At 64.5% G+C, this 13,720-nt stretch carries 12 protein-coding genes; 5 read left to right on the forward strand and 7 right to left on the reverse strand.

Annotated elements, in window-relative coordinates; translation table 11 throughout:
* Positions 1-247 precede the first annotated feature (247 nt).
* On the reverse strand, positions 248-976 hold the full coding sequence (locus GNK13_RS03060; protein ID WP_164100973.1) for a M90 family metallopeptidase: 729 nt from the start codon (positions 974-976) through the stop codon (positions 248-250).
* Positions 977-1,059: 83 nt separating this feature from the next.
* Between GNK13_RS03060 and GNK13_RS03065 the strand changes: the two genes are divergently transcribed.
* On the forward strand, positions 1,060-1,833 hold the full coding sequence (locus tag GNK13_RS03065; RefSeq protein WP_235934747.1) for a class I SAM-dependent methyltransferase: 774 nt from the start codon (positions 1,060-1,062) through the stop codon (positions 1,831-1,833).
* 247 nt (positions 1,834-2,080) lie between these two features.
* Here the strand turns inward: GNK13_RS03065 and GNK13_RS03070 are convergent, their stop codons facing one another.
* A complete protein-coding gene (locus GNK13_RS03070; RefSeq protein WP_164100974.1) occupies positions 2,081-3,355 on the reverse strand; it encodes a hypothetical protein in 1,275 nt (424 codons plus the stop codon).
* 502 nt (positions 3,356-3,857) lie between these two features.
* Between GNK13_RS03070 and GNK13_RS03075 the strand changes: the two genes are divergently transcribed.
* From GNK13_RS03075 to GNK13_RS03085, 3 genes are all read left to right on the forward strand, one after another.
* The gene (locus GNK13_RS03075; protein ID WP_164100975.1) at positions 3,858-5,042 is read left to right on the forward strand and encodes a trans-sulfuration enzyme family protein; all 1,185 of its coding nucleotides are present in this window, start codon (positions 3,858-3,860) and stop codon (positions 5,040-5,042) included.
* Entirely contained in the window at positions 5,039-6,217 is a 1,179-nt protein-coding gene (locus tag GNK13_RS03080) for a trans-sulfuration enzyme family protein (RefSeq protein ID WP_164100976.1), read from the forward strand. Before GNK13_RS03075 ends, GNK13_RS03080 begins: the two co-directional genes overlap by 4 nt.
* A 156-nt stretch (positions 6,218-6,373) precedes the next feature.
* Positions 6,374-8,284: a hypothetical protein gene (locus GNK13_RS03085; protein ID WP_164100977.1), complete on the forward strand. Its 1,911-nt coding sequence runs from the start codon at positions 6,374-6,376 to the stop codon at positions 8,282-8,284.
* Between the two features lie 208 nt (positions 8,285-8,492).
* On the opposite strand, the gene GNK13_RS03090 is transcribed toward GNK13_RS03085, so the two are convergent.
* Genes GNK13_RS03090 through GNK13_RS21400 form a run of 4 tightly spaced genes read right to left on the reverse strand, consistent with a single transcriptional unit; the run spans position 8,493 to position 11,959 of the window.
* A complete protein-coding gene (locus tag GNK13_RS03090; protein ID WP_164100978.1) occupies positions 8,493-9,386 on the reverse strand; it encodes a class I SAM-dependent methyltransferase in 894 nt (297 codons plus the stop codon).
* A gap of 23 nt (positions 9,387-9,409) precedes the next feature.
* A complete protein-coding gene (locus GNK13_RS03095) occupies positions 9,410-9,817 on the reverse strand; it encodes a Minf_1886 family protein (RefSeq protein WP_164100979.1) in 408 nt (135 codons plus the stop codon).
* Positions 9,817-10,749 carry a PSP1 domain-containing protein gene (locus GNK13_RS03100; RefSeq protein ID WP_315852964.1) on the reverse strand — a complete coding sequence of 311 codons (933 nt, stop codon included), beginning with the start codon at positions 10,747-10,749 and terminating at the stop codon, positions 9,817-9,819. The genes GNK13_RS03095 and GNK13_RS03100 overlap by 1 nt, the downstream gene beginning before the upstream one ends.
* On the reverse strand, positions 10,721-11,959 hold the full coding sequence (locus GNK13_RS21400) for a WD40 repeat domain-containing protein (RefSeq protein ID WP_203328897.1): 1,239 nt from the start codon (positions 11,957-11,959) through the stop codon (positions 10,721-10,723). The genes GNK13_RS03100 and GNK13_RS21400 overlap by 29 nt, the downstream gene beginning before the upstream one ends.
* Before the next feature lie 238 nt (positions 11,960-12,197).
* On the opposite strand from GNK13_RS21400, the gene GNK13_RS03110 reads away from it, so the two are divergent.
* Positions 12,198-12,698, forward strand: coding sequence for a hypothetical protein (locus GNK13_RS03110; RefSeq protein WP_164100980.1), 501 nt, complete (start codon positions 12,198-12,200; stop codon positions 12,696-12,698).
* Positions 12,699-12,787: 89 nt separating this feature from the next.
* Here GNK13_RS03110 and GNK13_RS21610 read toward each other — a convergent pair whose 3' ends face one another.
* Positions 12,788-13,633 carry a hypothetical protein gene (locus tag GNK13_RS21610; RefSeq protein ID WP_235934742.1) on the reverse strand — a complete coding sequence of 282 codons (846 nt, stop codon included), beginning with the start codon at positions 13,631-13,633 and terminating at the stop codon, positions 12,788-12,790.
* Positions 13,634-13,720 lie beyond the last annotated feature (87 nt).

Raw genomic sequence — 13,720 nt, forward strand, 5'->3', positions numbered from 1 at the left:
CTCACCCTAACCCTCTCCCCCACGGCTTGGCTGCGGAACTTTCGTTCGCAGCCAAGCCGCGGGGGAGAGGGGACCGGAAAACTGCACGACCTCCCCGGGAGGGTCGCGAGGAACGAGCGGGGAGGGTTTCCGTAGACGGAACTTCTCCTTCGGCGCAAGCGTTGGGGATTGCTCTCCCTCCCCGGGCCTGAGAGCCCGACCCTCCCGGGAGGAGGGTAACGGTGAAGGGCGGCTGATTTATAGAAGGTCATGCCCCCAACCACTGCTCGGGGTCGAGGCGATAGAAACGGCGGAAGGCTTCGTACAACTGAGGGTGCCGAACGCGCAGCGCCGCGGGGCGTTGGAAGAAGACTTCACTGGCCACCGAAAAAAACTCGGCCGGGCTGCTCGCGCCGTAACAGTCGAGCAGCGTCGGTTGACCGCTGCCGCACGCGCGACAGAGCCGTTCGAATTCCTCGGGGACGATCTCCCGCCAGTACTCGGCGGTTTCGACGTCGGGCATCGGCGGTTCGCCATCGGCTTCCGGATCCCCGATCATGTCCAACTGGTGAGCGAATTCGTGAATCACTAAGTTATGCCCACCGTTGGAACTCTGCCCGCCTTCGAGCACGTCGGGCCACGAAAGGATCACCGGTCCCCGGTACCAGGCTTCGCCGAGCCGCGACTCGTCGCCGACAATCGTCAATCCGCCGCCTGCCGGTCGAGCCACATCGCGAGCTACGTAGTCGTCGGGGTAGACGAGGATGCTCGGCGTGCGGTCGAAGTACCAGTCCTCGTGCCCGAGAACGATCAGACCCGCTTGCCCGGCAATCGTCACGCGGATTTCGTCGGTCAACTCCAGCCCGTCGCAGCCTTCCCAGTTGCGTTCGGCGTGGAACACGCGAACCCAGGCATCGAGTCGCTCGCGCTGCTTGCGGTCGAGCCGCTCGTACTGCCAGACGTTGTGACGGAGGATCGCCGACCAATTCGGGGGCATCCTTTCGGCAATCAATTTTCGACGCCGGGATCGGCGAAACCAACCGAACACGTGAGAGCCTCGATTCAGTCGCTTTGAAGACCATGAAGCTGGAAAATTGGTACGACTACCCGCAGTATTTCGATCTCGTATTTCGCGACGAAACGCCAGCGGAACTGGATTTCTTCGAAGCCGCTTTTGAGCGGTTCGCCGACGGCCCAGTGCGAACCCTCTACGAACCGGGCTGCGGGAGCGGTCGGTTGGTGGTGGGAATGGCCGCGCGAGGCTACCAGGTCACGGGGCTCGACCTCAACCGACCCTCGCTCGATTACCTCCGCCGCAAACTGCGACGCCGGAAGTTAGCGGCCGAAGTGGTCGAAGGGGATATGGTCGATTTCCAGCCTCCCCAGCCCTTCGACGCCGCCTTTTGCACGTTTAACAGCTTTCGCCATCTGACCGCTCCGGGGGACGCCGAGCGGCATTTGGAGTCGGTCGCCGCCAGTTTGCGGCCGGGCGGGCTGTACATCCTCGGTTTCCACATCATTCCGCTCGACGCGGACGAGGAGTGCACCGAACGCTGGCGGGCAGCCCACGGAGGAACCAGCGTTTCAGTGACGCTCAAGGTGATCGAGTTCGATCGCAGCCGTCGCCAGGAACAAATTCGCGTCTCGCTGCTCGCTCGCTCCGGAGACAAGACCGTTCGCTGTCGCACCGAATACCCCCAGCGGCTTTACACGGCAAGCCAAGTCGCCGAGCTGTTCGCCGCCGTGCCCACGCTGGAAGTCGCGGGAATTTTCGACTTCGACTACGACATCGACCAGCCGCGAGAGCTCGACGACGACCTGACCGACGCATTGTTCGTGCTGCGACGGAAGTAAGTATTCCTAAACTCGTACTCGTACTCGTACTCAGCGAAGCGGTACTCGTACTCAGCGAAGCGGTACTCGTACTCAGCGAAGCGGTACTCGTACTCAGCGAAGCGGTACTCGTACTCAGCGAAGCGGTACTCGGGCGATCACGAAGAGGTGCGTTTGTGGGGCCTACCAACGTCTCCGAGCTTTTCGAGTACGAGTACGAGTACCGCTGCGCTGAGTACGAGTACGATGGCGCACGAAAGCGCGCGACTTACTTCGCACGCTCGGCTCGCGGCACGATGTCCTCTTTGCGTTCGACCGCTTGGACCAGGGGGGCGATCTCCTCGCGGACTCGGGCACGGGCTTCGTTGCCCGCTTCGCCGATCGGGAAGCCGAGCGTCTCGACGTTGAAGCCGACTTGCGGATGGGTCTCCGCCATGGGGAAGCCGAGATCGCGGAGCTTCCTGCCGTTGATGACTCCGATCGCCGCCATCGCGACGTCGCCAACCTGGGTGCGGAGGGGACGCCCGCTCAAGTCGAGGCTCGCATAACCCGCTGGTCGCTCGTCGTCGAGCAGTGGTTTGAGCATCAGGGCGTCCGACGGGCTGCCGAAGCGAGCGACCGTCTGCAGAGCGAACTCGAGCGTTTCGATGTCGTCCGCCTCGCGAATGGTTTGCGTTGCCAGCAGCAATCCCTCATCGATGTTCCACTGCATGGAGAAGAACATTGCTTCGGCCCGCCGTGGTTTGGTGACCTGCGGGATCCACTGGCCGAGCAACCGCCGCAGCGGATTCGACACTTCCGCATCCTGCAGCGCGACGGTCGACTCGCGACGGGTGAACAATCGCAGGATCGTCGCATCGACCGCTTCGGTGGGTGGGGTGTCGGGAGCCACCGCGGCGAGCAACAGGGCGATCGCGTCGGAAAAATTCGGCAGCGACGCGATCCCAATCATCGACATGTTGATCTGCGTGCTCGCCTCCTGAAGCGCGATCGTGCGGTCCCGGGGCGAACCTTCGAGCGAGGCGGCTAACTTGGGGTGTTTCCGCGTGATCTCGACGAACAATTCGCGGAGCACTGGCCGATCGCCCAGTTGCTTGCGGGCATAATCCCAGCCCGGGAGCGAGGCGCCGGGGGCCGCCGACAGAAACGCTTCGATCCGCGCCTCCAAATCATCCTGAGCCAGACGCTGGCTGATCATGCTGATGCGTTGCCGGACCTCCGGATCCTCCTCCTTCCTCGCTTGGCTCAGCGTCGCAAGGGCGGGAACACCGATCGCAAGCAATTCGGCCGTGGCCGCTTCACGAGTTTGAAAGGAGCCGGAGCCGAGTTCCGCGATCAGCGCATCGACGCGCGAGGCCACCGCAGCCGCTTCGGCATCTTCGTTCGCGGTCGCTTCACTGTCAGCGTCTGCACTGGCCGCAGGGGGGGAGGCTGGAGACGGTTCCTGTCCCCAGGCTGGCGAACTGGCCCCTGGGCCGATCAAGCCGCAGCTCAGGAAGACACAGCTGCCGAGGAAGAAACTTGGCAGCAACGTCCGCAGCATGCTCACCCGAGCTTGCGAGTGGGACGGAAGTGTGCTGGCAGAAAATGCGCTGGCAGGGAGCGGGGGAGCTGGAAGAGTGCGGGGAATGCGAGGGAACATCCGTTTGTTCGACATCCGGTCCCTTTGACGGTTTTGTTCGCTTCGACGGCAGCCGAGGTGAGAAACGAGCGTCCCAGATCCGCAGCGAGTTGCCCCGAAGGCGACCCGCGGTTAGAGTAATCCTACAGGGTTTTGCGGCCGCTTGCAGCCTTAACTGCTAAAGAGCCAGCTTTGAGAGTGAGCAGCCGCGAGGTCTTTATTTCGTTCGCGGCATCTCTGTTGAACCGCCTGTTTTCACGCGGATCTCACTCCGTTCCTGATGCGCCTGCAGGGAAAAATGGCTATCGATACACCCGTCCCCCCCACGCCGTCAAAGTCTGTCGAGTCCGTGCCGAGTAAGACGTCTGCTTCGAAAAACTCATCGTCGCACACCCCCGCTGGCCGCAGGACACCTGGTGCGCAAATGCCCCTTGCCGAGCACCGTGGCGCCGGGACGTTGGCTGTCCACGGTGGCGAGCTGAAGCACAAGCCGGGCGATTCGATCTCCGATCCGATCTTTTGCGCTTCGACCTACGCGTTTGATTCGACCGACGAGTTGCTCGATTACGTCGAGGGACGTGCCGACCGCGAGGAGTACGGCCGCTACGGCAACCCCAACGAACGGGCGGTCGAGCGGAAGCTGGCGGCGCTCGACGCGGCCGAGGACGCCGTCGTCTTTGGCACCGGTATGGGAGCGATCGTCGGGCTGCTGATGTCGAAGCTCAACAGCGGCGACGAGATCGTGTTCTTCGATCAGTGCTATCGCCGCAGCCGCGAGTTCTGCGCAAAACACCTCAGCCGCTTCGGCGTCGTGACCCGCGAAGTCCCCACCGGCGACTTTGCCGCAATGGAGGCGGCGATCAACGACCGAACGCGGATGTTGATCAGCGAGTCGCCGACCAATCCGCACCTGACGGTCGTCGATCTCGAACAGTTCGCGGCACTCGGCAAATCGCACGAAGTCGAAACGCTGATCGATGCGACCTTGGCGACTCCCTTCAACGTCCAGCCGCTGCGATTCGGCGTCGACTACGTCCTGCACTCGGCGACAAAATATCTCGGAGGCCACAACGATCTGCTCGCCGGAGTGATCTGCGGCAGCCGTGAACAGCTCGAGCCGGTCCGCAATCTTCGCGGGATCATGGGGGGGATCAACTCGGCCCACAACCTGTATCTGCTCCAGCGGGGGCTCAAAACGTTCGAGCTGCGGATGCAGCGGCATAACGAGAATGGACAACGGATCGCCGAGTTTCTGGCCGGGCACCCGCGAGTCGAGCGGGTCTATTACCCGGGGCTCAGCTCGCATCCGACGCACGACGTCGCGTGCCGAACGATGCAGGGCTTTGGCGGACTGATTTCATTCCTGGTCAAGGACGCCGATTGGCGCGAGACGGCCCGCGTTGTCGACGCGGTCAAGCTGGCGCGGATCGCTCCGAGCCTCGGTGGCGTGGAGTCGCTGATCGAGCAGCCCTTGATCATGAGCTACTACAACTGCACGCCCGAGGAGCGTTGCCGCTTTGGCATTCCCGACAACATGATCCGGATGTCGTGCGGGATCGAGAACGCGGAGGATCTGATCGAGGATCTTGGGGCGGCGCTCGAAGCATGAACAGTGGCAACAGGAAGTCGGAAAACCTGAAGTTTCGCACGCGGGCGATCCACGTCGGCAACGAGCCTGATCCGGCCAGCGGGGCGGTGATCCCGCCAGTCCATTTCGCTTCGACGTTTCGTCAGCCCGGTGCCGGCGAGTGGGGCGAATTCGACTACTCGCGAAGCGGCAATCCCACCCGGGCGGCGCTCGAGCGGAGCCTCGCTTCGCTCGAAGGGGGCTGTGGCGGACTCGCCTTCTCCAGCGGAATGGCGGCGATCCACTGCGTGACCATGCTGCTCGAATCGGGCGATCACATCGTCGCCGGTTGCGACCTCTACGGCGGTGCCTATCGCTTGTTTCACAAGATCTGCTCACGGGCTGGGATCTCGGTGAGCCTGGTCGATATGACCGACGCGGAGGCGGTCGAAGCGGCGATGCGGCCCGAAACGCGTCTGGTCTGGGCCGAGACGATCGGCAATCCGCTGTTCACGATCCCTGACCTCACCGAAATCGCTGAAATCGCCCACCGCCGCGATGCGTTGATCGGCGTCGACAACACGTTCGGTTCGCCCGTGCTGGTCCGGCCGCTCGAGTTCGGCATCGACATCGTGATGCACTCGGCGACGAAGTACCTCGGCGGGCACAGCGACTGCCTCGGCGGCACTCTGGCGACGCACGACAAGGGACTGCTCGACCGTTTGTACTACGTGCAGAACGCGACCGGAGCGGTCCTCGATCCGATGACCTGTTTCCTGGTCAGCCGCGGCCTCAAGACGCTCGACGTCCGCGTCCGCGAGCAATCGCGATCGGCGATGGAGCTGGCGGTGTGGCTCCAGCAGCATTCGCGAGTCCGCCGCGTGCTCTACCCCGGCCTGCCGGAGCACCCCGGGCATGAAACGGCCGCTCGGCAGTTCGGCGGACTCTTCGGCGCGATGCTCTGCTTCGAAGTCGACGGCTCGTTCGAACAGACCAAACGAGTCTGCAATGCAACCGAGCTGTTTGGACTGGCCGTCAGCCTCGGGGCGGTCGAATCGCTGATCGAACAACCGGCCTCGATGTCGCACGCCAGCTACGATGCCGCGGATCGCGCTCGGTTCGGGATCAGCGACGGCTTGATCCGGCTCTCGATCGGGCTCGAAGACGTCGACGACTTGCGGGCGGACCTCGAGCAGGCGCTCGGCAAGATCGGCTAAGTCGCTCGCCTCCGCGTTCCGCTCTTTACCAATCTTCGTCCGGCCCGCTAGGATAGGGCAGTTTGTATACTTAGGCGGGTTGCGTTCGGACGCTCCAAAAATCGACCCCCACGCGTTCGAAGCGTCGACGGACCGCTACCAGACAGGAAGGATCCGATGGGCGGAGCTCCGCTGCTGCTGGCTATCGCTGTCGTTACCGTGGATGCCGGATGGGAGTCCGACGGTCGCGACGGCTATCGCTACATCATTCAAGTCCCCGCCGAGCAGCTCCACGAAGTCGAGCGGACCGGCGAGATCACCAGCCAACTCCCGGAATCGCTCCGCGGACGCGTGACCTCGGTCGTGGTCAAGGTCGGAGACGATCCGCTGCCTCGACCCGATCTGCCCCCGCTGGTCGACACGCCCCCAGACGCTGAATCGCCCTCTGAAGCCGGAGCGACCTCAGCCGCCGATTCGCCAGCGGATGAGACGAGTGCCGATGAGGCCTCGCAGGTCTATCTGCCGAGCCCCGATGAAACGGTGCGGGCTCAGGGAGACGCCAACGGGTTCGGCGTTCCCAATATGGGCAGCTCGTCTGCTCCCGATCGCGGCAGTCGAGTCGAGACGCCGCCTCGCGGAGCCGCGGCGAACAGCTACGGGACGAGCCAGTTCAACGGGTTTGGGTTTGAGACGCAGAGCCGCGGTTCTTCCGCTGCCCCGTCGACCTCGGCCAGCAGCCCCAGTAACGCGAGCGGCGCTCCTTCGACCTCACGGTCAACTTCCACGCCATCCGCCCCTGGCTCCACCGCCTCGAATCCTCCCGCCACCGGGTTCGCCGCCGCCGACGGAACCCGCGACAATCGCTGGTTCTCCGGTCCGCAAAGCCCCACCGCCAGCGACCGCTCCTCGACCGATAGCGGCAGCGCGTCGTCGACCCCTTCCGCGGCAGGCTCCCCGCCGACGGGCTCTCCAGCAGGCGGCTCTCCGGCAAACACCTCTCCGGCGACAGGGTCCGCGGGGACCGGTTCGATGGCCAACGATCCTTCCGCGGCGAGTTCTTCGACCGCGTATCCCCCCGCTTCACACGCCTCGACGACAACTCCGCCCGCGGGGCGTCAGGATGATGCGGCTTCCGCTCCCAGCTCCGCGTCCAGCCCCTGGTCGCTCCCCCGCGATGATCGGAGCTCACCCAGTAACCCGCCGTCGCTTTCCGGCAACGGCAATTCGTCTTCGGCAGGGAGCGAGTTCATGACAGCCGAAGAGCGGCAGCGTGAAGCCGACCGCCGGTTGCTCGAAGAAGTCGGGATCAACGCCAGCGGCCACGCCTACGACAAACGCACCAATCAGCCGTTGTACGAAAACGACGAACGGTACCCTTTGATCGTCGACTACGTCCGGCGCATGGAACAGGCGGAGAAAGCCCACGAAGCCCAGCAGGCCCGGGAGGCCCAGCAGGCCCGCGAAGTCCAGCAGGCCCGGGAGGCTCAGCCGACGGCTCCACGGCCCGGACGCCCGCTCTACGAAGACTCGTTGGCCGACCGCTACCCGCCGGCGTCGCGGACGACTCCACCGGCCAGCGGCGACGCTCGGAGCGGTTGGGGCTACGACCCGAACTACGATCCACGGAGCGGGGCAAGTCCCTACACCGGCGGCTACACCTCGGCCCCGAACTACAGTCCTAACTATTCGCCGTACGGGCCCCCCGCCGCAAATCCGCAGTCCCCTGCAAATCCGCAGATGCCGGTGAATCAGCCCCCGGCGGGAAGCTGGCAACCCGATCCACGGGTCGCACAGAATCCTCCCGCGGCAACGCCGACTCCGTCGACCGCGGGGCCCACGCCAGCGGCTCCGGAACCCCGATCGACGCGGAGCGAAAGCCCCAGCGACTTTGATGCGGATCGCGATCTGGAGGAACGCAGCAGGTCGAGCAAAAGCCGCGACGCGACCGTCAAAACTCAGCCGCTGTTCATGTTCATGTTGCTGCTATCGATCATCGGCAACATCTACATGGGGATCGCGATCTCGCGGCTGATCCGTCGCTACCGCAACCTCGTCTCCACCCAACGCGGCACCGCCGTCACCGCCTGAGGCCAACCCATCACCCTCCCTCCGGGAGGGTCGCGAGGAACGAGCGGGGAGGGTAAATAGGCTGCGGATTACCGTTCGCTTGCGCAGCGGATGATCGCGGCAAACGGGATCCTCATCAGCCGCCGGGCGCTAGCCCCCGGTTCCCGAAACTCCCGTGGAAACCGGACGCTAGCGCGTGGCGGCTGATTTGATCGATGCTGCCCCTCCCCTACGGCCTCCAGACGCTTGGCTCGATGGCCTTGAGCGGGCTGTCGTCGCGGGCGAAGTACATCAGGTGCTGCCAGGGGAGTTCGTTCGACTCGCGGACCAGTTTGAAGCCGTTGGCTTCGTACTCTTTCATGATCTGCGACTTGCTCATCTTGTGCAGCGGCTTGATCGGGACATTCGGGTCCTCCTCGCGGTACTCGAGCAAGGCCACGACTCCGGTGGGCTTGAGCGAGCGGCGGACCGACCACAGCATCGATTCGGGGTGCGAGAACTCGTGGTAGACGTCGACCATGAGCACGAGATCGAGTTCACCGACCGGCAGCTTCGGGTCGTCGATCTCGCCCAGGATCGGTTCGGTGACCTCCAGCCCGGCACGCTCGGCGCGAGCCTGAAGCATCCGCAACATCTGCGGCTGAATATCGACGGCCAAGACGCGACCGGTGGGAGCCACGCGGCGGGCCATCGGCAGCGAATAGTAGCCGTTGCCGCAGCCCATGTCGCAGACAACCATCCCCTCGCGGAGCGCCAGCGCTTCGAGCACTCGGTCGGTCGCCTCCTCGCGGTTCCGCTCGTCGCGGATCAGCCAAGCGGCACCGTGGTAGGACATCGGAGCAGCGACGACCCGCCCCAGGTAAGTTCGCCGGGCTTCTTCGACCGGTCGGGGGGCTTCCTCGACAGGTCGGGCTTCTTCCGCAGCCACCGCAGGGGCGTCGGCAGCGGCGGACGCTTCGGCAGCGGCGGACGCTTCGGCAGCGGCGGGCGCTTCGGCAGCGGCGGGCGCTTCGGCAGCGGCGGGCGCTTCGGCAGCGGCGGGAGGTGCCGCAGCGAGCCAGCGCGTCGCGCTGCAGGCGACCAACAGGAGAGCGGCAGCCCGCAGCGAGAAGGGTCGAGTCATGGCTTCAGGTCCGGGTTCGGGGATCAGGCCTCTTCGGGCGAAAGCAGCTCGAACTTCGGTTCGAACGCTTCCTCGAAAGCGTAGACGTTGTCAAAGTCTTCGCGGCGATCGGTGTCGCTTTTCCGCATGTGCTTGATCTCGATCAAGTTGTAGACGACTTCTCCGAAATCGCTGGTCGACTTCAATCCCCAACTGGCCAGCACGATGCGGGCGAGATAGCCGAATTGGTCGAGCGCATACAGCCGGCACGCTTCGCACAGTTGCTGACCCGAGAGGTGCCGCGCGTCCTCCTCTTCTGGTCCAGCCGAGGGGTCGACCGCCATCGTGCGATGGGCGTACGCCAGTGCGTCTCGGACGAACACGTACGCTTCCAGTTTGTATCGGGTATCACGCCGGAGCAGCCGTTCCATCGCTCGTTGCGCTGCATTCATCATCCATTCTCGGTCGGGTTAGTTTTGGGAGCGGACGGCCCCCCGCTTCGCTTGCCACCGCCGCGTCGTGTCACGCTGAGCACGTCGGCCGCGGAGATCAGGATACGGCGGTTGTCTTCCGTTTGCACCAGGAGCTGTTGGGACAAGATCTCTTGATGCAGGACCGTCGCCCGGCCGTTCTCGGTAACCACATGCGAGCCTGCCGGCGGCAGCTCGCGGCGCAGTTCTTCGTACGTATCGTACTCGTAGCGAAGGCAGCACTTGAGCCTTCCGCAGCGACCCGAGATCTTCGCCGGATCGAGCGTCGCTTTCTGCAGCTTGGCCATCTTCATCGAGACCGGAGGCATCTGCGTCAGATGCGTGTTGCAGCAGACCGGTTTGCCGCAGTCGCCATAGTCGGCTAGCAATTTGGCTTCGTCGCGGACGCCGATCTGCCGCATCTCGACGCGTGTTTGAAAGTGGCTGGCGAGCTGCCGGACCAACTGGCGGAAGTCGACCCGCTTCTCCGCCAAGTAATAGATCACGATCCGCTCGCCGCCGAACAGATGCTCGACGTCGACCAACTGCATCTGCAGGTTCAGCCCGTCGATGTGCCGCTGGCAGACCTCGAACTCCGCGGCCGTCTTCTGATCCAGATGGGCCAGCTCGTTCTCGTCCTGATCGGTCATCGTTCGCAGGATCGCCCCAAGCTGGGGATCGTGCAGGTGCGCGAGCGTCGCCTCGGTGGCCTCGCACAGCACTTCGCCGACCTCCAGCCCCCGCGGGGTCCGGCAGATCACCCGCGCACCATAGCGGTAAGGCTCCGCGGCATCGAGCACGCAGAGCAATCGCATCGCCCCGCAGCGGACGACGTACCGCCCGCCCTCTCCCTTCGAATCTCCTTCTTCGCCCGCGGTCATCCGCTCACTCCGATCCTTCGCCAGCAGGTGCATCGCTCGCCGCTTCCGCCGGTTCCTCGGCGAAGTCGATCGTCCAGGCTCGGCTCAGCGTGGCCACCGCGTGTTTGCGGGTGGCGGCGACGATCCGTTCGGGCGCGGGCATCGCAATCCCCCAACCGCTGCTCGGGAGCTGCGCCGCCTTCTCAGCCGCTTTCGCCGCCGCGCTGCTCATCGTCCACACGCCTCCGTCGAGGGTACAGGCGGCGACGACACCGCTCTCCCGGTTGACGGTGATCCCCGTGATCCAGTCCGAGGTCTCGGCGAGGATTTCAGGCTCCGCCCCCTCCGCCAAACCGACGCGCCACAGCTTCCGCTCGTTGCCGCCAGCGATCAGCGATTGCCCGTCGGCCGCGAAAGCAGCGGCCCACAGCGGTTGTTCGCCGAGAGCGATTTCCCGTCCAGCGGTCAGCTCGGGCCAAGAGAGCAAGTGGATGTGCCCCGCTCCGTCGTTGACCGCGATCGTCTTGCCGTCGGGAGAGAAGCTGAGCCCGTAAATCTGGACCGCATCCAGCTCGGCCGACTTCGCGACTTGACCTGTTTCGACCGACCACGCGAAGACTTTACCCGCTTCGTTGCCCGCGACGAGGTGCTTGCCGTCGGGAGCGAAAGCCAGAGCCCGCGTCCACCGCTCGAAGACTCCTTCGTGCAAGGTCATTTCGCCCGAATCGCGTTTCATCACCGCCAAGTTCCCGCGGTAATCGCTGCTGGCAACCAGCCCCTCTCCGAGAGCCACCGCCCAGACGCTGACCGGGTGCCGATACAACTCGCGCACCTGCGACGGGTCGGACACACTCGTCGCCGACACGCTCGACTCGCGAAGCAACAGCCCGTCGGCCGTGGCGACCACCAGCTCGTCGGCCGATTGCACGGCAACCGCCGTCGCCCACCGCGAAGGCCAGCCAGTCATCGCTGCTTCCTCGGCCTTCGCAGCCTCAGCCGGCTTGGCTTCCTCAGCAGGCTTGGCTTCCTCCGCAGGCTTTGCTTCTTCCGCAGGCTTGGCTTCTTCAGCAGGCTTGGCTTCCTCAGCAGGCTTGGCTGCTTCCTCTGGCTCAGCGGCTGCTTCCGTCTTTGCCGCTTCGTCGGCCTTGGCCCCCTCATCGGCCGCCGCCACGCCGCTCAGCAACGCCACGGTCACCAACAAGGAACCGAGAGCGGGCGTCAGAAACCGTCTGCCGAAAAACGCGTGGGAGGTGGAGCAGTGCATCAGCATAATCCTGGGTTGAGAGTCATCGAACAGTAGACCTGCGGACCAGCGGTTCCCATTTTAACAGCCCGCCCGACGTGCGCATTCCCAAAGCCTCACGGCGGACCACCACAAATCGCAAAATCCGTGCAAGCCGATTCCGTCAGCCGCGGTTGAAGCCGCCCCTGCCCCCCGGTCGAAGAGCAATGGCGAGGCTGTACCCCCCCAAGAATTTCCACCCGACGGCAGCGGATCCGCCATGAACCGGAGCGAGCCCTTCTCCGCTGTCACCCATCGAGCTCCTCCGGATCCGCAGAGCGAATTACGTCCGCAGCCGGAGCGCGCCGCGGGAGGCGAGGGCGGGACGCGATTCGATCCGCCGCATCCCCACCTGGATGCTCCAGCGTTCCTCCCTCAACAGGCGGCCGGTCCTCCGCCAGCCCTTGCCGCGTTGCCGACGGCGGTGGTCGACGAAACGCGTGAAGCGGAGATGGCGACGCGGGAATCGTTGCTCCACTTGCAGGCGGCCGACTTAATCGAACGGCTGCAGCTCTGGTCTTCGGATCTCGATGCGCGGGAATCGCAGCTCAACGCACGGCTCGCGCTGCAGGACCATCGCGAGCGGCAATTCCGGCTCTGGGCTCAGTCGCGGCGGGCCGACCTCGAAGCGAGTATTCGGGCGGCGGACGAGCGAGCCGGAGAACTCCGCGAAGCGGCTCGGAGGTTGGCAATCGCTGAGCTCAGCCAGCAAGCCCGCTGAGCGTCCTGAAAAACAAAAACCGCCTGCGGACCGGGGGATCGATCCACAGGCGGCTGATGACTCAGTACCCAGTACTCAGTACCCCGTAATCAGTACTCAGAATACTCGGCGTAACGATCTTCGTCCGCTTCGTTGGTGAGCCGAATCGCTTCGCCGGCCACTGCCATCGCTTGGCGAAGCTCGACCGGGGTGAAGAACGGAACGTTGCCGGTATAGCGGCTTTCGACCCGGTTCTTCATCGCTAGCGCCTGCCAGTCCATCTGGTCCGTGAAGAACCATGCGGCCGCCTGAGCAGTGTTCTGTGTGACTCGGTTGTGGCCGAGCATTTTGCAGACTTCCGCGACGCGGGCGTCGCTGGTGAACGATTCGAGCGGGACCATCTTGTAGGTCATCCGGGGCTGCGGTTCCGGCTTGTCATGCTCGAGGCACACAGTGGTAACTCGGAGCTTCTGGGCTTTTTCAGGAGCGACACGCATCATGCCACCCATGCCGCCCATGCCCATTCCGCCACCCATGCCGCCCATGCCTCCCATTCCGCCCATGCCTCCCATACCACCGCCCATCCCTTGACCGCCGCCCATGCCCATGCCGCCTCCCATGCCGCCCATGCCCATCCCGCCGCCCATTCCACCCATCCCCATGCCGCCCATGCCCATCTGGGGCTGAACGTTCACGGCGGCGAAAGCCTCGGGCAAGCGGAGCACGAGTTCCTCATCGGTCAAATTCTTGACGATGATGTTCGCTTCGGTGGCGTCTTTGGGGATGAACTTGACGTCGACCTTGCCCTGGTCCATCGCGTCGAACCATTCGACCACTGCCGGAGCCTCAAGCGGAGCCGCAGCGGGTTCGGCACCCTGAGCCGGGAGGGTGAAGGCGACAGCCGCTAGAGCCGCGGCAAACGTGAGGGAGGTGCGAAAAGTCATGGCAATCTTCATCTCGTGAATTTCCTCGAGCGCCTCGATCCATTTCCGGTTGCGGAGCGGACCATCCGCCACGCAGCGGATTCCCCCGGCGCGAACGCT

The sequence above is a fragment of the Candidatus Laterigemmans baculatus genome (genome assembly GCF_010367455.1).
Lineage (GTDB): Bacteria > Planctomycetota > Planctomycetia > Pirellulales > Pirellulaceae > Laterigemmans > Laterigemmans baculatus.

What these genes read in the sequence shown, in the direction of transcription:
- GNK13_RS03060 (WP_164100973.1), bottom strand. Translation starts at nt 976, where the DNA reads ATGCCCCCGAATTGGTCGGCGATCCTCCGTCACAACGTCTGGCAGTAC.
- GNK13_RS03065 (WP_235934747.1), top strand. Translation starts at nt 1,060, where the DNA reads ATGAAGCTGGAAAATTGGTACGACTACCCGCAGTATTTCGATCTCGTA.
- GNK13_RS03070 (WP_164100974.1), bottom strand. Translation starts at nt 3,355, where the DNA reads ATGCTGCGGACGTTGCTGCCAAGTTTCTTCCTCGGCAGCTGTGTCTTC.
- GNK13_RS03075 (WP_164100975.1), top strand. Translation starts at nt 3,858, where the DNA reads ATGCCCCTTGCCGAGCACCGTGGCGCCGGGACGTTGGCTGTCCACGGT.
- GNK13_RS03080 (WP_164100976.1), top strand. Translation starts at nt 5,039, where the DNA reads ATGAACAGTGGCAACAGGAAGTCGGAAAACCTGAAGTTTCGCACGCGG.
- GNK13_RS03085 (WP_164100977.1), top strand. Translation starts at nt 6,374, where the DNA reads ATGGGCGGAGCTCCGCTGCTGCTGGCTATCGCTGTCGTTACCGTGGAT.
- GNK13_RS03090 (WP_164100978.1), bottom strand. Translation starts at nt 9,386, where the DNA reads ATGACTCGACCCTTCTCGCTGCGGGCTGCCGCTCTCCTGTTGGTCGCC.
- GNK13_RS03095 (WP_164100979.1), bottom strand. Translation starts at nt 9,817, where the DNA reads ATGAATGCAGCGCAACGAGCGATGGAACGGCTGCTCCGGCGTGATACC.
- GNK13_RS03100 (WP_315852964.1), bottom strand. Translation starts at nt 10,749, where the DNA reads ATGCACCTGCTGGCGAAGGATCGGAGTGAGCGGATGACCGCGGGCGAA.
- GNK13_RS21400 (WP_203328897.1), bottom strand. Translation starts at nt 11,959, where the DNA reads ATGCACTGCTCCACCTCCCACGCGTTTTTCGGCAGACGGTTTCTGACG.
- GNK13_RS03110 (WP_164100980.1), top strand. Translation starts at nt 12,198, where the DNA reads ATGAACCGGAGCGAGCCCTTCTCCGCTGTCACCCATCGAGCTCCTCCG.
- GNK13_RS21610 (WP_235934742.1), bottom strand. Translation starts at nt 13,633, where the DNA reads ATGAAGATTGCCATGACTTTTCGCACCTCCCTCACGTTTGCCGCGGCT.